The sequence below is a fragment of the Rhodococcus sp. KBS0724 genome, from assembly GCF_005938745.2.
GTDB lineage: Bacteria > Actinomycetota > Actinomycetes > Mycobacteriales > Mycobacteriaceae > Rhodococcus_F.
Genome location: NZ_VCBX02000002.1, coordinates 160,385 through 183,056, shown reverse-complemented (window position 1 = coordinate 183,056; position 22,672 = coordinate 160,385). Strand labels below are relative to the sequence as shown.

At 58.4% G+C, this 22,672-nt stretch carries 21 protein-coding genes and 2 pseudogenes; 9 read left to right on the top strand and 14 right to left on the bottom strand.

Features of this window, described 5'->3' with window-relative positions; genetic code table 11:
- The first annotated feature begins 188 nt into the window (after positions 1–188).
- From FFI94_RS31785 to FFI94_RS31775, 3 genes are all read left to right on the top strand, one after another.
- The gene (locus FFI94_RS31785; protein ID WP_138873881.1) at positions 189–1,091 is read left to right on the top strand and encodes an SDR family oxidoreductase; all 903 of its coding nucleotides are present in this window, start codon (positions 189–191) and stop codon (positions 1,089–1,091) included.
- 193 nt (positions 1,092–1,284) lie between these two features.
- Positions 1,285–1,698 carry a MaoC family dehydratase N-terminal domain-containing protein gene (locus FFI94_RS31780; protein WP_138873880.1) on the top strand — a complete coding sequence of 138 codons (414 nt, stop codon included), beginning with the start codon at positions 1,285–1,287 and terminating at the stop codon, positions 1,696–1,698.
- A gap of 1 nt (position 1,699) precedes the next feature.
- Complete coding sequence (locus FFI94_RS31775) at positions 1,700–2,170, top strand: MaoC/PaaZ C-terminal domain-containing protein (protein ID WP_138873879.1); 471 nt, start codon at positions 1,700–1,702, stop codon at positions 2,168–2,170.
- Positions 2,171–2,420: 250 nt separating this feature from the next.
- On the opposite strand, the gene FFI94_RS31770 is transcribed toward FFI94_RS31775, so the two are convergent.
- Positions 2,421–3,641, bottom strand: coding sequence for an IS110 family transposase (locus tag FFI94_RS31770; RefSeq protein ID WP_138873878.1), 1,221 nt, complete (start codon positions 3,639–3,641; stop codon positions 2,421–2,423).
- Between the two features lie 585 nt (positions 3,642–4,226).
- On the opposite strand from FFI94_RS31770, the gene FFI94_RS31765 reads away from it, so the two are divergent.
- Complete coding sequence (locus tag FFI94_RS31765) at positions 4,227–5,225, top strand: IS481 family transposase (protein ID WP_138873877.1); 999 nt, start codon at positions 4,227–4,229, stop codon at positions 5,223–5,225.
- A gap of 246 nt (positions 5,226–5,471) precedes the next feature.
- Here the strand turns inward: FFI94_RS31765 and FFI94_RS34500 are convergent, their stop codons facing one another.
- The 7 genes and pseudogenes from FFI94_RS34500 to FFI94_RS31730 all read right to left on the bottom strand — a co-directional run.
- Entirely contained in the window at positions 5,472–5,612 is a 141-nt protein-coding gene (locus FFI94_RS34500; RefSeq protein ID WP_260684586.1) for an IS3 family transposase, read from the bottom strand.
- Entirely contained in the window at positions 5,566–6,036 is a 471-nt protein-coding gene (locus FFI94_RS31755) for a DDE-type integrase/transposase/recombinase (protein ID WP_138873876.1), read from the bottom strand. The genes FFI94_RS34500 and FFI94_RS31755 overlap by 47 nt, the downstream gene beginning before the upstream one ends.
- Positions 6,037–6,055: 19 nt before the next feature.
- On the bottom strand, positions 6,056–6,934 hold the full coding sequence (locus tag FFI94_RS31750) for an IS3 family transposase (RefSeq protein WP_260684556.1): 879 nt from the start codon (positions 6,932–6,934) through the stop codon (positions 6,056–6,058).
- 11 nt (positions 6,935–6,945) lie between these two features.
- Positions 6,946–7,251, bottom strand: a complete 306-nt coding sequence (locus tag FFI94_RS34495; RefSeq protein WP_138873874.1) for a transposase — start codon at positions 7,249–7,251, stop codon at positions 6,946–6,948.
- Entirely contained in the window at positions 7,191–7,862 is a 672-nt protein-coding gene (locus FFI94_RS34850; protein ID WP_185993473.1) for an IS3 family transposase, read from the bottom strand. Before FFI94_RS34850 ends, FFI94_RS34495 begins: the two co-directional genes overlap by 61 nt.
- Positions 7,813–8,118, bottom strand: a complete 306-nt coding sequence (locus FFI94_RS31735) for a hypothetical protein (protein ID WP_138873873.1) — start codon at positions 8,116–8,118, stop codon at positions 7,813–7,815. Before FFI94_RS31735 ends, FFI94_RS34850 begins: the two co-directional genes overlap by 50 nt.
- 27 nt (positions 8,119–8,145) lie before the next feature.
- Positions 8,146–8,784 (bottom strand): annotated as a pseudogene (locus tag FFI94_RS31730) (IS3 family transposase); the annotation flags it as partial.
- Between the two features lie 258 nt (positions 8,785–9,042).
- On the opposite strand from FFI94_RS31730, the gene FFI94_RS33910 reads away from it, so the two are divergent.
- Positions 9,043–9,594, top strand: a complete 552-nt coding sequence (locus FFI94_RS33910; protein ID WP_185993472.1) for a Mu transposase domain-containing protein — start codon at positions 9,043–9,045, stop codon at positions 9,592–9,594.
- A 36-nt stretch (positions 9,595–9,630) separates the two neighbouring features.
- Here the strand turns inward: FFI94_RS33910 and FFI94_RS31720 are convergent, their stop codons facing one another.
- From FFI94_RS31720 to FFI94_RS31710, 3 genes are all read right to left on the bottom strand, one after another.
- Positions 9,631–10,761 carry a thiolase family protein gene (locus FFI94_RS31720; protein WP_185993471.1) on the bottom strand — a complete coding sequence of 377 codons (1,131 nt, stop codon included), beginning with the start codon at positions 10,759–10,761 and terminating at the stop codon, positions 9,631–9,633.
- 44 nt (positions 10,762–10,805) lie between these two features.
- Positions 10,806–11,213 (bottom strand): Zn-ribbon domain-containing OB-fold protein, encoded by a 408-nt coding sequence (locus tag FFI94_RS34845; RefSeq protein WP_138873872.1) that lies wholly within the window; start codon positions 11,211–11,213, stop codon positions 10,806–10,808.
- 112 nt (positions 11,214–11,325) lie between these two features.
- Positions 11,326–12,045, bottom strand: coding sequence for a GntR family transcriptional regulator (locus FFI94_RS31710; RefSeq protein WP_221937815.1), 720 nt, complete (start codon positions 12,043–12,045; stop codon positions 11,326–11,328).
- Positions 12,046–12,290: 245 nt separating this feature from the next.
- Here FFI94_RS31710 and FFI94_RS31705 point away from each other — a divergent pair, with 245 nt between their 5' ends.
- From FFI94_RS31705 to FFI94_RS31695, 3 genes are all read left to right on the top strand, one after another.
- A complete protein-coding gene (locus FFI94_RS31705; protein ID WP_260684554.1) occupies positions 12,291–14,933 on the top strand; it encodes a CoA transferase in 2,643 nt (880 codons plus the stop codon).
- A gap of 70 nt (positions 14,934–15,003) precedes the next feature.
- On the top strand, positions 15,004–16,002 hold the full coding sequence (locus tag FFI94_RS31700) for a 3,4-dihydroxy-2-butanone-4-phosphate synthase (protein WP_185993470.1): 999 nt from the start codon (positions 15,004–15,006) through the stop codon (positions 16,000–16,002).
- Between the two features lie 307 nt (positions 16,003–16,309).
- Positions 16,310–17,608, top strand: coding sequence for an LLM class flavin-dependent oxidoreductase (locus tag FFI94_RS31695; protein WP_138873870.1), 1,299 nt, complete (start codon positions 16,310–16,312; stop codon positions 17,606–17,608).
- A gap of 280 nt (positions 17,609–17,888) precedes the next feature.
- On the opposite strand, the gene FFI94_RS31685 is transcribed toward FFI94_RS31695, so the two are convergent.
- Positions 17,889–18,143 (bottom strand): hypothetical protein, encoded by a 255-nt coding sequence (locus FFI94_RS31685; protein ID WP_138873869.1) that lies wholly within the window; start codon positions 18,141–18,143, stop codon positions 17,889–17,891.
- 46 nt (positions 18,144–18,189) lie between these two features.
- Between FFI94_RS31685 and FFI94_RS34490 the strand changes: the two are divergent.
- A pseudogene (locus FFI94_RS34490) lies at positions 18,190–18,405 on the top strand (hypothetical protein); the annotation flags it as partial.
- 874 nt (positions 18,406–19,279) lie between these two features.
- Here FFI94_RS34490 and FFI94_RS31670 read toward each other — a convergent pair.
- Entirely contained in the window at positions 19,280–20,584 is a 1,305-nt protein-coding gene (locus FFI94_RS31670; protein WP_138873868.1) for an aspartate aminotransferase family protein, read from the bottom strand.
- 47 nt (positions 20,585–20,631) lie between these two features.
- On the bottom strand, positions 20,632–22,665 hold the full coding sequence (locus FFI94_RS31665; protein ID WP_138873867.1) for a hydantoinase/oxoprolinase family protein: 2,034 nt from the start codon (positions 22,663–22,665) through the stop codon (positions 20,632–20,634).
- Between the last annotated feature and the right edge of the window lie 7 nt (positions 22,666–22,672).

Below are 22,672 nucleotides of genomic sequence, written 5' to 3'. Positions count from 1 at the left end.
GCCGAGCCTTCCGGCATGCCACTACCGCCGGCGCGCAACGAATACCCATGTTAACGACTGTTGACATTGGAAGAAAGATCGACGTAATCTCCACAGCGAGCACACAACTCGACACTAGCGCCCACGCTCCCTGCATCTTTCATGTGCCGGTTGATGCGATGATCCCCTCAAATTCAGGAGATGAACGAATGGCAACTCTGGTCGGTCGCACCGCTATCGTCACGGGCGGCGGTCGCGGACTCGGACGCGAACATGCATTACTCCTGGCAAAGCTCGGTGCCAACGTGGTGGTTAACGACAACGGCGCCGCGTCCGACGGTTCCGCGGACTCGGCGACGCCCGCGGACGAGGTCGTGGCCGAGATTTCTGCACGTGGCGGCAATGCAATCGCACACGTCGGTAGCGTTTCCAACTGGGATCAGGCCGACGAAATGGTTCAGCTCGCAGTAGGCCACTTCGGAGGCCTGGACATACTCGTCAACAACGCTGGCATTCTGAGGGACCGGATGCTGGTCAATATGTCTGAGTCCGAATGGGACTCGGTCATGGATGTCCACCTCAAGGGACACTTCTGCCCGCTACGTTCAGCAGCAAATCACTGGCGGCGCGAAGCGAAGGCAGGTAACACTGTCGCCGGGTCCGTCATCAACACCTCGTCACCTTCGGGCCTTCGCGGGAACCCTGGCCAACTCAATTATGCAGCCGCGAAGGCCGGGATAGCCGCCATGACCGTCATCGCTGCGCGTGAACTCGAGCGTTACGGCGTCCGGGTCAACGCGATCGCTCCGGTGGCTCGAACGCGGCTCACTCTGAGTACGCCTGGATTCGCCGAACTAGACGCTGCTACAAGCGGATTTGATGTATTCGATCCTGGAAATATTTCCCCACTCGTCGCCTACTTGGCGACCGCCAATTGCCAGATCTCGGGTCAGGTCTTCAGCGTCAAAGGCGGGCATATCGGGTGGGAACGAGGGTGGACCGAGCAGTCTGCCTATGACAAAGATTCACGGTGGACCGTCGATGAACTGGCCACTGCGCTCAGCGAAATTCCTTCGGGTGCACCCGCATACGAGTCATCCCTACAGAACTAGTAAGCCCAGAATAAAACAAGGGGTCGCGGGTGAACTTCGTGGACGGAGGACTCACCGCGATCTGACCGGCTCGGACCGGGCAGTGACATCAGCTGTATGTAAGAACCAGCAACGCAGGAGGTCTCATCGAGATGGATAATCCGGGTGCAATTATAGTCCAGGTCTGGGCGGACCGACGGAGGACGCAGCGACCATGAGCTATCAGTTCCCTGTCGAACGTGGCAAGATCCGCGAGTTCGCCCGAGCAGCACATGCCGGCGGTAATGCTTACCAAGGTCCCGATACGGTGGTACCGCCTACGTTTTTGACGACGGCTCGTCTGGGCTGGGCGCCGGAAGGTGAGAACCCTTCGACAACGCTGGGCTTCGACGTGGCCCGGGTCCTCCATGCCGAGGAAGAGTATATCTTTCACGCTCGCCCTCCACGTGCGGGTGACCTCTTGACAGTTACCTCTCGACTGGGTCGGCAGTACGAAAAGCAGGGTAGGCGCGGTGGAACAATGCGATTTGCCGTAACCGTCACCGAGTTTCGGAATTCCGAGGGTGACCTGGTCGCAGAGCAACACACCACGATTGTCGAGACCGGCATGCCGTCTGACGGGAGTTAACATGAATGACACAACTGCGAACGTTGCCGTGCCGGAGGTTGGTTATGAACCGCCCAGTCTTTCGTTTGGGCCGGTCACCCGCACGGACATAGTCCGATACGCTGGCGCTTCCGGCGATTTCAACCCGCTACACCATGACGAGCACTTTGCGAGGAGCTCCGGATTTCCGACTGTGTTCTCGATGGGCATGTTGCAGGCTGCGATTCTGGCCGGGTACGCAACTGATTGGCTCGGGGCCGAGTTCATCCGCAGCTTCAAGGTGCGTTTCAAAGAGCAGGTATGGCCAGGTGATGTGCTGATTTGCTCCGGCGTTGTGACTGGCGTGCAACCTCGCGAGGGTGGTGTCCTCGTCGCCGTCGATCTGACGTGTAAACGGGAGTCCGCGAATATCGCCATTGCAGGTTCTGCGGAGTTCTTTCTGCCGTCCGAACAGATCGACGCAGGCACGACTTCGAATCCGTCGCTCAAGTAGCCGTTGTAACACCATCGGGACCGGCGACGCTGCGCTGAAGGTTTCTATGGCCTCGGCCAACCGCTCGACAGGAACTCCCCAAGGACGACGTGCGTTGATCCCCAGGACCTGGATGTAGACCGCCCCAACAACAAGAAACGAGATAGCAGACCGACGAGCAACAATCGCGCTGGCACTGGTATCGGCACCGACTGCGGTGAACGTACGCGGATCGATGTCAAAATCTGACGATCGCTCAGCATTGATGCTCCTATGGTGTCAAATCGGTGTTTCTGAGACATGTTTCGTAGGTGGCGAGGAAGGTAGCGTCGTGGACTCGTCCGTTTTCCGCGAGTGAAATTTTGGCGATGCTGACGCCCAGGGCTGCGGCCGCCTGGACTTGGATGAGTCCGCGTTCTTGGCGGAGCGGTCGTAGCTTTCGGTGATCGACAACGGGGATGGGGTTGGTGATGAGTGTGAAGACTTCTCGAGCGATCGCGCGTTTGAGGCAGCGGAGGATTTCTCTGGTTCCCTTGTCTTCCTGCTTCTTACGTTGAATGTGGTCGCGGGTTCGTTGGTCGTAGGTCATTCGAGTGAGGGAGATGTGATGGAGGGCGGAGTTTGCATGCCGGTAGCTGCCGCGACCCCGCCGGTGACGAGTGGTCTTGCCGCTGGAAGCCGGAATAGGGTTTGTCCCGCAGAGTGCTGCGAAAGACGCTTCCGACTTCAGTCGATCGGTGTTTCCACCGGCGGTGATCAATAGTTGTGCGGCGGTGACGGTTCCAATGCCCTTCGTCTGCGCCAGCCCCGGGTTGATCTGAAACACCAGCTGCTCGAGCTCGGCCTCCAGTATGTCGGTTTCCGCGGTGAGGTGCTGGTACCGGCGTGCCAGAGATTTCAAGGACGACATGATTGTGCGGGTGAGCATGTTCTCTTCCGGTGCCGGCCTCGTGCGGGCCAAGGCGGGGAACAATGCCGTGTCGGCGGTACTTCGGTACCGGGCCCGAATCTGCTCGGGTGCGGTGACCAGCAGACTTTTGATCTGAACGCGAGTGGCAGTGCGTGCTTTGACCGCACTGCGACGCGCTGCGTGGATGTAGCGGGCGGCCTCGACGAGACCGTCGAGTTGTTTCGGTTTCGGATGATCGTCGGTGGCCAAAGCCGCTGATGCGGCTGCGTAGGCGTCGACCTGATCGGTTTTTCCTCGCATACGCCGCACTTGCCGATTCGGACGGATCACCTCGACGACACGGACTCCGGAATCCTTCAAATGCTGGGTGATCCCAGCGCCGTACGAGTGGGTGCCTTCAACGCCGACCCGTCGGACAAGGCCGAACGCGGCGAGGTAAGCGGCGATCGCCTTGTAGCCTTTCAAGGTTGTCGGGAATCCCGCGTCTCCTAGCCTGCGACCGGTGGTATCGATCACGGCGACATGATGGGTGTCGGCATGGGTGTCGATCCCGGCGATGACTTCCAGCTCGATCATTGTCATGATGGAAAGTGCCTTCCTGTTACCAAACGAGGGCTCGCCGGTCAGGAAGGGCAGACAAGACGTTGACGGGGCTTCGACCCAAGCTCCTGACTTGTTCAATGAAAACCAGGACAACCGGGATCTGCAGTCTCGTAAAGTCCACGGTGTCGGTCGGTGCAGGCTCGCAAGCTCCTTGCCGCCACATCAGATGGTTGGCTCACTGATAGCGTGCCCGGTCGAACCACACCGGCCTACGGTATGGTTCGACAGAGGCCTGAAACGACCAACTTCAAGTCAGGATGCCCACCGCAGGTGCACATCGAAACCGCACCCGGACAACAGGAGCATCCGAAGTGATCATCATCGGAATCGACCCGCACAAGACCTCATTGACAGCCGTCGCCGTCGACTGCAACCAACGAGGTCAGTTAACGCCAGGGGCACACCCGGGAACAGGGTGACTTTATTCTTCGACGTTAACGACGGTTGAAACTAGTTGTTGTGGGTATGGACGTTGTTGACGCGGGACTGAAGTAGACGGGCTGGTCCTCGGCGCGAGAATGGGAGTTGCGACATAGCCGTTCTCGACCAAAAAGGACCAGCCCTGTGACACACCGTAATGCCCCATTGACAGTGGAAGGAAGGCGACGCCTGATCGAGCGCTGCCATGACCGGCCGATCGCCCACATAGCCGCCGAAATGAGTATCTCCCGCCGATGCGCCTCCAAGTGGGTCAACCGGTATCGCAAGTACGGTGACCTGGGATTACAGGACCGATCCAGCACGCCGCACCATCAACCGACCGCCACAGCGGCAAGGCTTGTGGCCGAGATCGAAGCGATGCGACGAACCCGGAAATGGTCGGCCTCACGAATCACGTTCGAACTCCGAATGGATGGAGCCGTCATTGCTCGCCGGACGGTCACGAAAATCCTGCGGAACCTGGGATTGCACCGCCGCCGGTTCATCGACCCGAACGGCGAGAACAACCGAAAACCACAGGTCATCATCGCGAAACGGCCAGGTCAGATGGTGCATGTCGACATCAAGAAAGTCGGAAAAATTCCGGACGGTGGCGGGTGGCGTGCCCACGGCCGCGGTTCCGACAAGGCCAAACGATCCCAGCGCAGGAAAACGAAGAACAAGCAACCTCGCATCGGCTACACCTACCTGCATTCCGCGATCGATGGCAACACAAGGCTGGCGTACACCGAGGCCCGCGACAACGAAACCGCAGCAACGGCCATCGATTTCATGAACAACGCACGCCTCTTCTTCGCCGCACACGGAATCACTCGTATCGAGCGGGTGATCACCGACAACGGATCATGTTATCGGGCATCAGATTTCACCGCTTCATTGCGAGAAGCGCGGCACTACCGCATCAAGCCGTACACACCGAAACACAACGGGAAAGTCGAACGCTACAACCGCATCCTCGCCGAAGAACTGCTCTACTCCCGCGAGTACACCAGCGAGCAGCAACGACGTACTGCCGTTGAAGTGTGGAATGTTCACTACAATTATCACCGACCGCATTCAGCACGCGGAGGACGACCGCCCGCCGCTTACCGCCGGCACCGCGTAACTAACGTCCGTGCCTGATACAACTAGTCCAGAAACGACAGGGCGGGCTCTAGTCATCGTTGCATCCTGTTGATGTGGCTTGAGGTTAGCAGTGACTCGAATAGTTATGTGGGAGTGCAGTCTTGGATAACTCGGTGGGGTAGGAAATTGAGTTCTCTCTCAACCTCGAGGAGATGCTGCGAATGCACACTCAGGTCGGCACCCTTGGAGAAGTAGTCCCGCAGCGGTGGAGTGGTCCCCGAAAGTTGGACTCTTAATGGAACCTTATGCGATGGCTGGTGTTTGGGCGCGGTACTCGTCGGGACTGAGGTAGCCGAGCCGCTGTTGAATGCGGGTGGTGTTCCACCATCGCAGGTAGTCAGTGAGTCCCGTGTGAAACTCGTCGAGAGTTCCGGGTTTCTGGATGCGTAACCATTCCTCCTTGAGGTGGTAACCATTCCTCCTTGAGGTGACTGAAGAATCCCTCCATGACAGCGTTATCGAGGCACGTGCCTTTGCGAGACATTGACTGGGTGAGCCCTGCTTCGCGCAACGTGTCCCGCCAGAGGGTATGGCGGTACTGAAATCCTTGGTCGGAGTGGACAAGTGGTTTATCGCCAGCATTGAGGGTATCGATTGCCATGCGGAGGCTGTCGGTGACCATCTTCACGCTCGGAGAGGGCCCCGCCGTCGCTGAGATGATTCGGTTGTCGTGAAGATCGAGGATGGGCGAAAGGTAGACCTTGGAACTGCCGATGTTGAACTCGGTTACGTCCGTGGCCCACTTGGTGTGCCGGAATTCGGTCGCGAACTGGCGGTTCAACACGTTGTCGGCTGCCTTGAGGTTCACCCCGAAAAGTGGACAGTGATCACGCGGCCATCGAGGTCGCGGTCAGTGACTGTTCGTAATTCGTGGGGCTGAGCATCCCGATCGTGGAGTGCCTACGGCGAGTGTTGTAGAAATTCATCCAGTTGTCAACTGCAGCAACTAATTCCGATGCATACGCAAAAGTGTGTCGATAGTAGTACTCGTGCTTAAACGTTGACCACAGACTCTCGGCACCGGCGTTATCCCAGCATATTCCGGTATCTCCCATAGAACGGCGCAGCCCGTATCGCTCGCACACCTGCTTCATGATCTCCGCGGTGTATTGAGTTCCTCTGTCCGAGTGCATGATTGTGCCGACCACGTCACCGCCGCGAGCTGCTACCGCCATGTCCAACGCTTCGATGACCAGTTCGGTCCGCATGTGATTCGCAATCGACCATCCCAGAACCTTCTTCGAGTGCTCGTCCTTGATCGCGCACAGGTACATATCGCCTTCACCGCAGGTCAGATACGTGATGTCAGATGTCCAGACGGCATCGAGTCGACCCTGATCGAACTGGCGTCGTACCAAGTCCTCCGGAAAGGAAGCAAACTGGTCGACGACGGTGGTACGGACCTTGAACGTGCGCGGGCTGATCCCGACGATGCCGAGCGATCGCATGATCTTAGCGACCGTCTTCTCGGTGATCACCTCGCCACGGTCATGGAGCTCAGCGGTGACCCTCGGCGCCCCGTAGACACCTTTCGACTCCTGGTGGATTGCGAGGATTTTCACTTCCAGATCTGCCCGTCGCTGCTGACGTTCTCCCAATAGTGTTGATACCCTGCGCCCTTGATGCTTGTAGAAGCCGGACGTCGACACCTCGAGCAGGCGCGCCATCCGGTGAATGGCGGAGTTCGCGCACTCCATGGCCATCAACGCGTAGAGCTCTACTTTTGTTGATGCGCCGCGAAGTACGCGGACGCTTTTTTCAGGAACGCGATGTCTTTCTCCTGCTCGGAGACCTGCTTGCGCAGCCTGGCCAGCTCGGTACGTTCCGCGGCACTGAGTGGCTGATCTCCGACTGTAGCGGCGGCGTCGATGCGACGTCGTTCGTCGGCAACCCACCGTCCGAGCAGGTTCTCGCTCAATCCGAGGTCGCGGGCGACCTCGGCGATGGTACGGCCGGAATCGATCACCCGGCGGGCGGCCTCGACCTTGTACTCGGTCGTAAACGACCTGCGCTTGCGGGACATGAGGACATCCTCCCAGCGGAACGATGAGTCCCGCTATCTCGGTGTCCACCATCCGGGGTGAACCTCACCTCGCCGACCTCGCCTCGGAAGGAGTTGTACCGTTTGCGTCGACGCACCAGGCACTGCAGTCCGAGGGTGCGCATCAGTGTGAGCACGGTTTTCTTCGACACCCTCCGTCCCTGCCGTCGAAGGACAGCGAGGATACGTCGGTGCCCGTAGGCTCCCTTCGCATCTTCGAAGGTCTCACGAATGGCTTCTTTGAGCTCAGCATGCCGGTCCTCGTGACGGAGTCGATTCCGATGGTCGTAGAACGTCGACCTGGGAAGGTCCGCGATCTGCAGTAAGAGGGGCAGCGGGTAGTGCGCCTTGAGGTCGTCGACAGCTCGAACTTTCGCCCGTCGTTCCTGCGACCTCAAGGCTCGCAATTTTCCCAGATACGCGACCTCCGCGCGAAGCCGTTCGTTCTCCGCGCGCAGTGTCTCGAGCTCGCTCTTCGAGGGGGAATCCCCGCGATCGGTTGGAGGTCTGCCACGCCTTTTCGGGCGTAACCCGTCTTCTCCGTCACGTCGGTAAATGACCGTCCAGTTCGCTACCGTTGTGGGCGAGGGCAAGTCGTACTCTTCGGCCAGAGCCCTTTTCGGACTCTCCGTTGACGTTGCGTCGCACGATCTCGAGTTTGGTCTCGAAATCGTACTGCCTGCGGTCTCTCGTCACCAGCGCACCTGCTCCCCGTAGTTGCCATCGTTGATACAACATGTGGACAGGGTTCGGGGCGAGGTCAAGAGCCAACGCGACGGATTTCGCAGTGAAGCCTTCCTCGAACAGTTCGAGCACCGACACGGCGTCGATGTGAGGGACTGCCCCCACTTCGGTTGACTTGTGGGGTTGATAGTTTCAGGCCGCGTATGCGGTCTGGGTGATTGTCTCAAACTCGATCGGTGTGAGCTTTCCAAAGCGTCGTTGCCGACGTTTGCGATGGTAGGTTTTCTCGATCCAGGTCACGATCGCAAGCCGCAGCTGTTCACGAGTCGACCACCGTTGACGGTCGAGGACGTTCTTCTGCAACAACGAGAAAAAAGATTCCATAGCGGCATTGTCGCCGCATGCCCCAAATCTTCCCATGGAACCCTGTAAACCGTTGTCCGACAATGCGTGCACGAACTTTCTCGACCGAAATTGGCTGCCCCTGCCGGAATGTACGATCGTCCCGGCCGGCTCCCGGAGAGCGACGGCATTGGTCAGTGCACGGACAGCTAGTGACGCTTTCATTCGCGAATCGATCGAGTAGCCGACAATCTTGTTCGAATACACGTCCTTGATCGCGCACAAGTACAGCTTTCCGGTATCGGTCCGGTGTTCGGTGATGTCCGTGAGCCACACCTGGTTCGGCTTCTGTGCCGTGAACCTGCGGGCGACGAGATCGTCATGGACCGGTGGACCCGATTTCCTGTTCAGTCCCTTCTTCTTCGAGAACACCGACCAGATCCGTTGCTGCGAACACAACCGGGCGACACGGTTCTCACCGGCGATGATGCTGCCCAGTCGCGTCACGACGGACCTGGCCGCCGGCATGTGGCAGCTACTTTCCCATGATTCTCGGTGCAATCCCGCACCGTCTGTGGTGGGACAACGAATCCGGGATCGGCCGCCGCGGCCGACTGACCGATCCGTCTCACCGCATTCGTCGGAACGGTTGCCGCGACACTGATCCAGCTCAAACCGTACGACCGAAGAATCCAAAGGAATCGTCGAGCGCGCCAACCAGTTTGAAGGTTGAAGGAAACCTCATTCATGCCCGGTCGAACATTTCGTTCACCTGAGGACTTCAACACCCAGCTGGCCGATTGGCTCCCGATCGCGAATTCTCAGGTTGTCCGCCGAATCGACGGTCGTCCAATAGATTTGATATCCGTCGATACCGCGGCAATGTTACCGTTGCCGCCGGTTCCACCGCAGACCGCCGCATGCTCGCAGATCCGACTGCCGCGGGACTACTACGTTCGAGTCCACGGAAGCGACTACTCGTTGGACCCGTCGGCGATCGAACACATGGTCGATGTCGCCGCTGACCTGCGCAGAGTCGCGGTGACCCGGGAAGGTCGAGTGCTCGCCGAACACGATCGGCGATGGTCACGTGGACTGACAGTAACCGATCCACTGCACGTGGAATCAGCCGCCCGGTTGCGAGAGCAGTTCCAGAACCCGACACCGACTGCCGACGATGCGAACCAGTTGGTCCGAGATCTAGGCGACTACGATCGCGCTTTCGGAGTCGAGTTCCGTTGCACCACAGCATGCAATAAAGAGGAGGTGCAGTATGTCTTCGTGAGGCGAGCATACTGAGGATGGGTCCAAGTGTTCATCACTGAGTCCTCGAAGCTACTTGCTGAGCAAAACGATGTCCCCGAGTGCCATGACCAGCGCCACCTCAGCGTCGTCGATCTGGTTCGCCGATGTCGTCCCGCGCAGCTGACGAACTGCCTGCACCACACGCTGATGACGTTGCGACTCTCCCGTATGCGAATGCGACATCGTTCCGCCGTCGGTCACGATCGGGTACCTGCCCCCCACTTCGATAGCCCCGTCGGCGACAAATGCCGGCCCCTCACCCACATCGCAGTATCGCAACGCCTCGAAGTAGCGGACGATCTCCCACGAGAAATTGTCGTACAGCTCAAAGACATCCACGTCTGAACGCGACAAACCTGCCCGTGCGAATGCCCTGTCCGCTGCCTTGCGTCCAAGCATCCCCGTGCGCTCGTATGTGGGCGGATGGGTATAGGAAGGACCCCAACTCTCTGATCCCCCACCGAGAACGCGAACGGGCACGCTCGGGAGGTCGCGTGCCTTCTCCGCAGTGGTTAACACCAACGCCGAACCACCCTCTCCTGTCATCGCACATTCGAGCAGATGATAGGGATCGGCGACCATCCTCGACGCGAGAATGTCATCGGGAGTGAACGGACCCCGGCCGTGGAAGATAGCTTCAGGATTGCGCGAACCGTTGTTCCGGATGACCGCAGCAATATAAGCGATGGCGGCCGGGTCGACAGAGAACTTCTGCATGTACTGCTGTGCGGACAAAGCGAATTCGGCTGGCGTCATCAGACCCCAGCACTCGATGAACTCGTTCGACGGCCTCGTCCATGGCGCTACCGTCGCACGGTCCGTGTATATGCCTGCCTCACCGGCTGCCAGTACGACCGTGTCGCACATCCCCGCCTCGATCGCAAGCGCAGCTTCAAAGACCGCAGCCGGTCCCGGAGCGGCACGACCGACCCAAAAGTAGGGAATCCCGAGAGCATACGCAAACTTGCGAGATCCATTGAGGTAGTCCAGCCCTGGCAGGATATTCACCCCGTCGACGTCTCCGATCCCGAGACCCGCATCAGCCAAGGCACCTTTGATCGCCGCCAGAGTCACCGTGTCGGAATTCTCACCTTCAAGGACTTTGGCTTGCTTTGTGTTGAAGGCCCCAACAATGACAGCACCTTGTCGTGAATCGTTCATGTTGCATTACTCCTCGAAGATGGACCTGCCCTGTCACGCCACTGTTACCGAGTCAACCGAAAACAGGGAAGCGTTGTCTGCGAATCAATGTCGACAAACTTGACCCGAACACGCGCCCCGATCGAAACCTCTGACGGATCCGCATCCACGATGTTGCTCAACATCTCATATCCCTCGTCCACACGGACAATGGCGACCACATAAGGCGCCTCGAACGCCGGCGTCTGAGCCCGCCAAATGACCGAATACGACACCACCGAACCAACTCCGCCAGATTCAACCCAGCTGAGATCGGCACCCAGACAAACTGGGCAGAAGCTCTGCGGAATGAACACATGATTTCCGCAGTCCTCACACCGCTGGACAGTCAGGACGCGGCGTTTGCAGCCCTCCCAGAAGGGCACCGTCAACGCGGTAGGATGCGGCACCGGCCGCCTGGACGTATCAATCATGAGAATCCGATCGAAGAAGGTCAAGTACGCAAACCCGCAAGCACTTTCGCTACGGGCATCACACAGAGGGATCCGCAGCGGTCCAGATCAGCAGAAAACGGTGGAACTTCACCTACATCTCGGCGTTGTCGCCGACTGCGCCGTGCGGGTGAGCCTCGAGAAGCTGGGCCATGATCCGCTGGTTGTGTCCGGCGAGTCGACTGCTCGCGAGCTCTGCGTCACCAGCCCGGATACCCTCGGCAATCTTCACGTGCTCGTGCGCATCGGGGATGAAATCACGCTCCACCTTCACATCTCGCTGCCGGAGCGCAAGAGTAAGTACGAACGAGTCCCCAACCGCTTCGATCAAACGTTCGTTGCGTGCCGCTTGGGCGATCGCGGCGTGGAACTCCCGATCACTACGATGAAAATCGGCGTCTCGACCCTCGTTAGCGGCGGCCAGAGACTCTTCGGCCAAACGGTAGATGTTCTCATATTCTTCTTCGGTGGATCGGTTGGCCGCATACCGACCTGCCATTGCTTCCAGCCCCGCACGAAATTCGAAGGCGTCACGAATCCCCTTCACCGACGGCTGGATTACCCTCAGCCCCCGGGGAGTCGGTTCGACCAACCCTACATGACGGAGCCGCAACAGCGCCTCGCGGACCGGAGTCTTACTGACCTCCAACTGCTTCGCCAAGGAAGCCTCACTGACGGAACTACCAGGCGCGAGCGTCGCATCGACAATCTTGTCGCGGATCGCAGCGAAAACCAGAGTTGTGAGATTGTCCGGCCGCACCGCCAGGGGTGCCAAACCAGCGCCGATATGTCCTGCAGAGTTCATCGTACTCATCAGAACCGTAACCTCTTCCCCTCGACCTTCCTGGCACGGCGCTCACGTGACCGATACACCGTATTCGCTTTTCCTCAAGATACCAACCCGAGATCCTCACAGACCACAGGGCTCGTCCGCGAGCGTTCGCGTCAGCGACGACCATGGAGATACTGCACATCTTGCCAAATTCAATATATCAGGTACCATATATTGATATCTCGGAGTGACAATATCGACTCGCCGACGAATCGAAAGGCTTCCACGTGACTCGAAACAATTCCGAATCACCGACCATGCCAGGAACAGTTGCCGAACCCGCACAAAACAGCGAATATTTCGAGGGCTTCCTCGGCGGCATACGAGTATTAGAGGTCGGCTCCGAACTCGGAGAATATTGCGGAAAGTTGCTCGCCGGATTGGGCGCCGACGTCGTTCGGATCGAAGCTTTCGACGGCGACGAGACCCGTTCGATCGGCCCCTTTTACCACGACGAGAAGCATCCCGATCGCAGCCTTCACTTCTGGCATTACAACTTCGCCAAGCGCAGTGCGGTGATCGATCTCAACAGCACGGAAGGTCAGCAGGATTTCGCGCGTCTGGCACGCGCTGCCGACGTCATCATCGACAGCCGCCACCGTGACTACCTGGATGAACGCAATCTCGGCATCGCAACTCTGCGAGAATCGAACGCCGGACTGATCTACGCACGGATCAGTCCGTTCGGGGATACCGGACCGTGGAGAGATTACGAATCGAGCGACCTCGTACACCTCGCACTCGGTGGGGTGGTGATGAACTGCGGATACGATCCAGATCCGACAGGCTTCTACGAGACCCCTCCCGTGGCGCCTCAGATGTGGCAGTCATACCAGATCGCAGGAGAGATGACTGCGATGTCGATCATCGGCGCCCTTAACTACAGGCTTTCGACCGGCATGGGACAGGATCTGACGACCAGCGTCCATGAGGCGGTTAGCCAGAACACCGAGACGGATATTCCCGACTGGGTTTATCTCAAGCAGACCCACCGGCGACTCACGTGCCGGCATTCGACCACCACCGCTCGAGGTCCGGCCCTCTCGATCACCAAAGATGGCCGATACATGTTGCCGTACAAGACATATCTCAGAAGCCAACTGGACGAGTGGGATGGCACAGTTGCCCTGTTGAAGAAATATCATGCTCACGACGATCTGGACGATCCGAAGTACCAGACCGATTATCGCGATACTCCGGAGGCTCGTAAGCACCTCGGAATTCTCATCGACAAACTGGTCAGTCAGTTGATGTTCGATCGCGATATCTGGCGCGATGCGCAGGCACATGGACTTCCCTGGACGCCGATCCGCCGACCCGAAGAGAACATGGTCGACGAGCACTGGATCCAGCGCGGTGCCTTCTTCGATGTCTACCATCCTGAACTCGACGAAACCTTCACCTACACCGGCGCGAAATGGCTCACCGAGGGCCAGGACTGGCGCCGTGGCCCCCGCCCCCCGCTGGTGGGCGAGCACACTAGCGAGGTTCTGTCCGAGTGGACGCGTTCGGACAACAAACACGTACGTGTCTTCGTGTCCGAACGAGCAACCACCGATCCACTGATCAGCACCCGTGGCAAACCTTTTGCACTTTCTGATGTGCGGGTGATCGACCTGAGCTGGATGCTGGCAAGTGCCGGTGCAGGCCGCTTCCTCAGTGCGATGGGCGCCGAGGTGATCAAGGTCGAGCACATCACCCGCGCGGACCGAATGCGTTTCAGCCCATTGGGCGCGTGCCCTCCCGGCGGGCGGGAACAACGCGACAACGCGACGGGTCCCCTCGAGACACCGCCGATAACAGATGATCCCAATCGCAGTGGTTCCTTCATGGAGATCAACTCCGGGAAGCTGGCCATGTCGCTGAACCTGAAGGATCCGCGTGGGCACCAGATGCTCGAGGACCTGATTCGGGAGGCCGACATGGTTGTCGAAGGCTTCTCTCCAGGCACCATGAAACGGCTGGGTCTGAGTTACGACCGGCTCAAGGAACTCAACCCGAGCATCATCTACGTCCAGCAAAGCGGTCTTGGAGAAAAGGGAATCTACGGACGAGCGCGCACATATGGACCGAGCGCTCAGGCGATCTCAGGACTGAGCGAAATGTCGGGACTACCCGAACCCTACCCACCCGCGGGCATCGGATACTCGTACCTCGACTGGTTTGGCGCCTACAACATGGCCACAGCCATGATCGCAGCGCTGTACCGCCGCAATGTCACAGGCGAGGGTTGTCATATCGACTCCTCTCAAGGCGAAACGGGCCTCTACCTCACCGGCAGCTCCATCCTTGATCATTCGGTCAACGGCCGACGCTGGTCACGCTACGGCAACCGATCGCCCTACAAACCGGCCGCACCACACGGCGTCTACCGGACTCAGGGTGAAGACCGGTGGATCGCTATTGCTGCATTCACAGAACATCAGTGGGATTGTCTAGTCGACGTTCTTGGGCGCCCGGAATCGCTGTGTGATATCCGATTTTCGTCACTCAAGCAGCGAATTGCCAATCAGGACGCCCTCGACGACGTATTGAGTACGCTCACAGCGGATCTCGACGGATTCGAACTGATGGCCGATCTGCAAGCTCGACGGGTTCCTGCCGGTGTTTGTCAGACAGCTGAAGATCGCTACGAACACGACCCTCAGCTCGAACACTTGGGTTGGATGGTCGAACTCGAACAGAAGAACATCGGCACCTGGCCCGTCAAGGAGAATCCCGTTCACTTCTCCCACACACCGACCTACATCGGTGGCCGGTTGAATCGATCCGGTCCGAGCTACGGCGAGGATACCGAGACCGTGCTCACCGAGATACTGCATCTTCGGACCGAAGACATCGCAGAGTTGCGCAAGCAGGGGGCCCTGTAGAACTTTTCGAACTCGATTGATCCAGAGAAGGGGCACACATGTACCAGACACCACGAACTCGGAGTCTGCGGTGAGCGCGCCCAGAATCCTCGAGCACCGACTGGCGCAGGCGCTCGAGGACCTTGCTGCGGGGCGTCCGGTCGTTTTCATCAGTGATGAAACGACTGGGGGTCATGTCGAATTGATCCTCTCCGCCGAGCTTGCCTCTACCTCGCAGATGAGCTTCATCATCCGGTTCTCGTCCGGCTATGTAACAGTCGCGCTACCTCCGACCGAATGCGATCGACTCGAACTTCCCGCAATGCCGACTGCCACTACAGATCGTCCGTCTTTCACCGTCAGCGTGGATACCAAGAAGGACACCGGAACCGGGATATCCGCGTCCGACCGCGCCGAGACTGCACGATACCTCGCCGATCCGGACTCAACTCCAACATCGTTTACCCGACCGGGACACGTTGTCCCACTACGGTCCTCGCCATCGGGGATGGATCTGGGTTCGATTTCTCTCACGTTAGCGAGGATGGCAGGGCTCCGTCCGGCGGTTGCGCTTGCCGAAATGGTCGGGATCGCCGATCCCACTCGCATGGCGACGGGTGCAGAAGGGGTCGACTTCGCTCGCAAGCAAGATCTTGTCTGGTTGTCGTCCCGAGACGTCGAGGACATCGACCGGTACGCAGGTGTCGAGATATTGCCTCTTGGCGTGGCATCGGAAGTCGAGTCACCGGTCGGGCCGTTAACTATCCTCACCTTCCGGGATTCGGTCTCGGGCGAAGAACACTCGGCATTACTGCGCAGTGACGCACGGCCTTCGCGCGCTCACCGGGCGCATATTATCGGGGTCCGCTACGAAGATCCCCAGTGGATCACGTTGGGGCTTCCCTGGTATGTCGGAGGACAATCACTGTTCGACATGCTCAGTGATCTGTCCAAGTCAGACGCAGGTGTGGTGCTGTTCCTCCGTGCCGACAAACCTTCGCCCGCACTTGAGCGCGCCGTCGCTCGTTGGCTGGCGGCACCGGGTACCGACAAAGTCACTACGCACACGAAGAAAGCCCGAGTGCGCTAGCCAGCCACAGGGCACCTTGGGCGGTAACTCCAGTCGTTACCAGCACGACCACGCTCGTGAGTCATGACCTATCCCGGTTCGTGTGCCGTGATCAACCCTTGGGAACAACGACCTGGTCGGTTAATTCGGAGACTATCCGAATTAGCCAAATGTCTTGTCCCAGTACGAAGACCAGTCTCAACGAAAAACCATTCGTATTGCGTCGCATTTCCGCTTGCTCCAGGTACAGTCGCACCGATCGCAGCAGTTTCAGCGATCACGACATCAATCCCAAGTACGGCAAGGATCTTCGCCAAAGGAGTCGTGTATGAAGTTCGGAATTCAATTCACGCAACAGCTTCCACGGCCGTGGACAGAAAAATCGGAACGCGATCTGTTCGCCAGCAGCCTTGATCAGGTAGCGCTGGCCGATACGCTAGGCTACGACTACGCGTGGGCCGTCGAACAGCATTTCCTCGAGGAGTATTCACACTCGTCGGCGCCCGAGATCTTTCTCGCTGCGGCGAGCCAGCGCACCAACCGCATTCGGCTGGGACATGGCATCGTGCTGATGCCGCCGGGCTACAACGAACCGGTGAGGGTGGCCGAACGGATAGCAACACTGGATCTTCTCTCCGGCGGTCGTCTCGATTTCGGTGTTGGTGACTCGAAATCGAGAATGGAGCTTGAAGGATTCGGTATCGAGCCATCAGAACGTCGGGATATGACGACCGAGGCACTCGAACAGGTCTCGAATATGTTAGCGCTAGAGCCCTTTCCAGGATTCACGGGAAAGCATTTCGCAATGCCGGCTCGCAATGTGGTGCCGAAACCAACCCAGAAGCCACACCCGCCTCTTTGGATGGCAGCTTCAGACGAAGCAACGATTCAGCGTGCCGCTCGTATCGGGGTCGGCGTCCTCGCCCATGGCTTTGCCGATGCCAGTGAAGCAAAGCGCATCGTGGACGAGTACTACGAGATCTTCAAGACTGAATGTATTCCTATCGGCCACAACGTGAATCCGAACATCGCAATGTTGAATCCATTTTATTGCAATGCAGACGAGGACGACGCCCTGCGGATCGGCATGTCGGCCCATGGTTTCGGGACTTATGCCGTTCGACACTATTACACCTTCGGCCGCCATCGCCCAGGTCACACCGACATCGCGGCCCATTGGGCTGCGGTTCGCGAAGAACTGGGTGGCGACCCGCCGATCATGGGAAGTCACGCAATTGGCACTCCACGTCAACTGGCCCAACGGATGCGGGATTTCAGCGACGCCGGTATCGATCAGGTCGTTCTGTTACATCAGGCTGGCACCATGACCCACGATCAGATCTCGGCGTCACTGTCTCTATTCGCCAGTGAAGTCATGCCAGAGTTCGCCGAGACCGCAACGGAAAGAGCACGCCGTAAGTACGCCGAGCTCGCACCATATATCCAGGACGCGCTCGAGCGACGCCGTCAGAAATATGATGCCGTCGATTTATGCGAAATTCCCTCTGTGGAAGCCTACGGCCTGACACGGGAGGCGCCAAACACCTCTGGGCTACCGCCAGGTGCTCAAGCGCAGATGGCTACCCTCAATCGTATGCGAATATTGGCGTTGCGCCTCAACGAATGAGGTTCACCCCGGTCAGCGGGTAGTGCGGCTTGAGGTCGTCGACAGCTCGACCTTTCGCCCGGCGTTCCTCTGTGACTTCAACGCCCGCAATTTTCCCAGATACGCGACCTCAGCGCGAAGTCGTTCGTTCTCCGCGCGCAGTGTCTCGAGCTCGCTTTTCGTCAGCGAAATCCCCGCGATTGGTTGGAGGCCTACCGCGCTCCTTCGGGCGCAATCCGTCTTCTCAGTCGCATCGGTGGATGATCGTCCAGTTCGCTACCGTTGTGGGCGAGGGCAAGTCCTACTCTTCGGCCAGAGCCCTTCCAGACTCTCCGTAGACGTTGCGACGCACGATCTCGAGTTTGGTCTCGAAATCGTACTGTCTTCGGTCTCTCGTCACCAGCGCACCTGCTAGTTGCCATCGTTGATACGACATTTGGACAGGGTTCGGGGCGAGGTCAAGAGTCAAGGCGACGAACTTCGCCGTGTAACCCTGCGCGAACAGTTCGACAGCCGACACGGTGTCGGAGTGGTTCAACGTGCTTTGCGCGTACATCTGACTACTCCCTGAAGAAGGGGATCTAGATTCGGGGTCCAGTCCAATTCTGCGACAGTATTTTCCGAAGGGAACTGATCTGTCTCGCTTGAGTGCGGGGGACCTCGAAGCCATCGCTTTGGCAGTCAACAACCGGCCACGAAAAGTGCTCGGATGGAAGGCCCCGGCCGAAGTGTTCGCCGCGCAGCCTCGAACAACGCGGTGTTGCATAGACCGGTTGAATCCGCCCAAGATACGGCAACGTCATGAAGCAGGCATGTGAACGGTACGGGTTGCGCCGTTCTATGGGAGATACCGGGATATACTGGGATAACGCTGGTGCCGAAAGTCTGTGGTAGACATTTAAGCATGAGTACTACTATCGACACATTTTCGGCTACGCATCGGAATTAGTTGCTGTAGTTGACAACTAGATGCACATCTACAAGACTCGCCGTAGACGCTCCACGATCGGGATGCTCAGCACCAACAACTACGAAAAGTCACTGACCGCGACCTTGATGGTCGCGTGACCACTGTCCGCTTTTCGGGGTGGACCTCAGAATGACACATGACCCATAGAGGAGATTGTGCTTGTCTGTGTCCACCTCTACGCGCACTAATTTTGAATCCTGGATTCGCCGCTCCTAGTGGTCAGGCGTTCGCCTTTTCTCGATGAAACCGGTTCTAGCCAAGCATGATTCACTGTTCTATACAGCACCTTCAATGTGAGTTCTGATCACAATTTAGCGGCGTGGATTCAGTTGAGGGCGGTCGTGCAGCGCCACTGTCGGTAAACGGTTCGAACCAAAGCCAATCGGTGAGCAGGTGCGGCGATAGGTTGAAACTGGGTCGGGCGTAGCCATGCTCGGTGTCAATAGAGTGCTGCAGCAACCTGTAGCTGCTGTCGAAGGTCCCTTCAGTTCACAGAAGGCGGGCAATGGCTGCGCAGATAATCCAATCCAAGCAGTGTTGGTCGTTGAGAACTCCGCGGAGAGTAAGCGAACCAAGGGTTGGTCACGAGGCCGACGAATTTGGTTTCAATTGTGACGCTTGCGATGTAAACCGGATGAATACCCTGTAATTGCAGAATTACCAGTTCAGGAGGTGTTTTCTCTATATGAAGCCTAAGAACTTTCTCACTCTGTGGACTAAGATTAATGCAGCAGAGGCCAGTATTGATCAATCAGTTCGCCCACAGCACCGACGAAGCCATCGAGATCGGACTGCTGCAGCGGCAGCGATAGTGACAGATAACCACGCCGGGATACATAGTATCCGTGCTCCATCATTGCGAGCTGAAACAGTGCCCGCTTCGGATCTTGGGGCACAACATCAGAAACATCGGTAATCACCCCACGCTGAAAGTGAATATTGAGCAACGACCCGATTCCCGTCGCCTGCATCGCCACATCTCGCTTGCCGAACAACGCATTCAGGTCATTTCTCAACGCATCGCCACGAAGGTTGTGCGAAACAGCCACATTCGGGGTGAATACTTCGCGAAGCCCTGCTGCGCCGGCAGCCATGGTCATCGTGTTGTTGTTGAATGTGCCAGGATGATCCAGTCGACGTCTGTTCACTGGGTCATAGCGCTCCATGAATTCCAACGAACCACCGAACGCACCGAATGCGAACCCGCCACCCAAATACTTTCCGAAGGTAGTCATGTCGGGCACGATGCCAACGATTTCCTGAATACCGCCGGGTGCCAAACGCGACGTCATGACCTCGTCAAAGATGAGCGCAATTCCATGTTTGGTGGTGACATCGCGGAGAGCACTGAGGAAGTCGGTCGATCCCGGAATCGCACCAGATCCTCCGAGCATGGGTTCGACGATTACCGCAGCGATCTTGTGCTTGTTCCTCTCGATGGCATCGTATGATCCTTCGGCATCGTTGAACGTACCAACGATATAGGGAAACGGGACATTCAGCGGACCATCGCCGCGGAAGTTCAGAACGCTTCCATGGTATCCGCCGGAGAACACAAAGATATGATCGCGCCTCGTCACCTCTCGCGCGGTGACCATCGCCATCAGATTCGCTTCCGTACCGGAGTTGGTGAAACGGAGCAGGTCCACGGAGGGAAAGCGCGCCTTCAGCAACCTGGCGAAATCCGCCTCGTGCTCATTCGGACCACCGAACACAAGACCACGATCCAACGCGTTGCGCGCAGCGGCCATGATGGTCGGGTTCGAGTGCCCGTACAAGCCCGCGGAGTAGTCGCCCAGGAAGTCCGTGTAGACGTGGCCATCGAAGTCTGTCAGGTGCTGTGCCTCCCCGCTTTCGAATGCGATGGGGAACGGACTGTAGTGGAGGCCTGTCCGCGTATTTCCTCCCGGAAGTGCCGACATCGAATCATGGTGGCGGCGTTCACTGTTCGGATTGGCCGCAGCAAAACGAAGTTCGCAGTCGGCCAGTGCATCCTCCAGATCAGCCCTTTCTATGGCTTCTGGCATGAGATCACCTCTCGGAAAATTGTTTTACAGAGTCGATTGCATCGATGTCACAGTGCGATGTCCAGCCATCCATGCGGGGTCACCGACGCTGCCTCGTTGGTATGAAGGAGGACGGTGGTGGTCGGCGACTCGATGATCGCCGGACCATCGACCTTTGCACCCGGGATCAACCCGTCGAACTTGAAGACCGGAACATCCCGCCACCCATCGAGATATATTCTCCGAGTTCCAGATTCTGAGACGCCTTCCCATGACTGCTGAGTCAGCGGTGCGGCGTGAAGTTCGGGAAGTTTGCCGACGACGGCCACGCGGGCGTTTACGATGACCACTTCCTGGTCCGGCGCGCTGTGAGCGTACAGCTCGTCGTGCCGCTTGTGGAAACGGTCGACGATCTGGTCGACTGCGTCCTCGGCATGGAGATCGACATCATCGATCGGAACGCTGATCTCGGTGATCTGTTCGCCGTACCGCATGTCCAGTGCGTAGCGGACTAGGACGTCGCCATGGAAGTCGACCAGTCGTGATCTGCCGTCTGCCTCCATCCGGCCCAAGATTTCGCGCAGGCTCTCGGTGCTCATGGCGGATGCCTCGCTGACGTGTGAGCGCACCATCTCGTAGCGCAGATCGCTGGCTAGCATGCCCCATGCGGACAGAACCGCAGCGACATTGGGCACGAACACTCGCTTGATGTCGAGCAGGCGCGCGACTTCAGTGACGTGTAGGCCTGCCGCACCACCGAATGACATCAATGCAAACTTCCGGGGATCGACGCCGCGGCGGACGGAGACCAGTCGGATACCCTCTGCCATTGTCGTGTTGACGATCTTCGAAATACCTTCGGCTGCTTCGATGACGCTGGTTCCAAGCTGGTCTGCAACCAGGCCCACGGCATCGTGTGCCGCCTTGGCGTCGAGCGTCATCCGCCCACCGAGGAAGTTACTCGGATGAAGGTACCCGAGTACAACATTCGCATCTGTGACTGTCGCGCCGGTGCCTCCGTTGCCGTAAGCCGCGGGACCGGGATACGCGCCGGCGCTCTCCGGGCCGACGTGCAGGATCTTTCCACGGACGCGCGCGACCGACCCGCCACCGGCACCCAGTGTGTGGATGTCAAGGGTAGGCAGTGCCACGTTGGCGATACCCACCTTCTTGTTCGAGGCGAGCGCCGCTTCTCCATCTTGCAGCAGCGCGATATCCGTGCTTGTGCCACCCACGTCGAAGGTGATGAGATCAGGCTGGTCGAGAAGCGTAGCGCCGAACGTAGCAGCCGCGATGCCACCGGCCGGTCCGGACAGTACGGCGCCGGCTGCGAGGCGGCTGGATTCAACGATCGGGGCGACACCACCGTGTGAGTGCATGACCATCACGTCGCCGCTGTACCCGGCCTCTATTAGTTTCTCGCTCAACCGATTTAAGTAATTCGACAACACCGGTCCGACGTAGGCGTTAACGATGGTGGTCCATACCCGCTCGAACTCTTTGATCTGCGGAAGCACCTCAGAAGACAGTGAGATATACGTGTCGGGCAGTTTCGCTGCCAACGCCTCACCTGTCTGGATCTCGTGCTCTGCGTTCTTGTATGAATGCAGGTAGCACACCGCGATCGCGTCCACTCCGAGCTCGGCGGCTGCTTCGACGGCCTTGTTCAGGTTCTCCGCGGTCAACGGTGTCGAGGCGGTTCCGTCAGCGCGGATCCGTTCTTTGACCCCGATCCGGTGGGTGCGCTCGACAAGCGGCCTAGGGGGTGCCATACGTACGCGGTAGCGATCGTCTTTGAGGCCCTCGCGCATCTCGATGATATCGCGATGACCTTCTGTGGTCAGGAGCGCAACTTTCGCCCCTTTGCTCTCGAGCAGTGCATTGGTGGCAACGGTTGTGCCGTGCACGATGCGCTCTGTCTGCTTCAGCAGGGATTCTCGATCCAATCCGAGTTCAGCAGCCAGGACATTGAGTCCCTCGAGGAGTCCCTCGGACGGATCGTGGGGGGTCGAAGACGACTTCGCGATAACTATCCGCCCACGTTCGTCAACCGCCGCGAGGTCGGTGAACGTACCTCCGATGTCGATGCCGATGCGATACATACTCAAG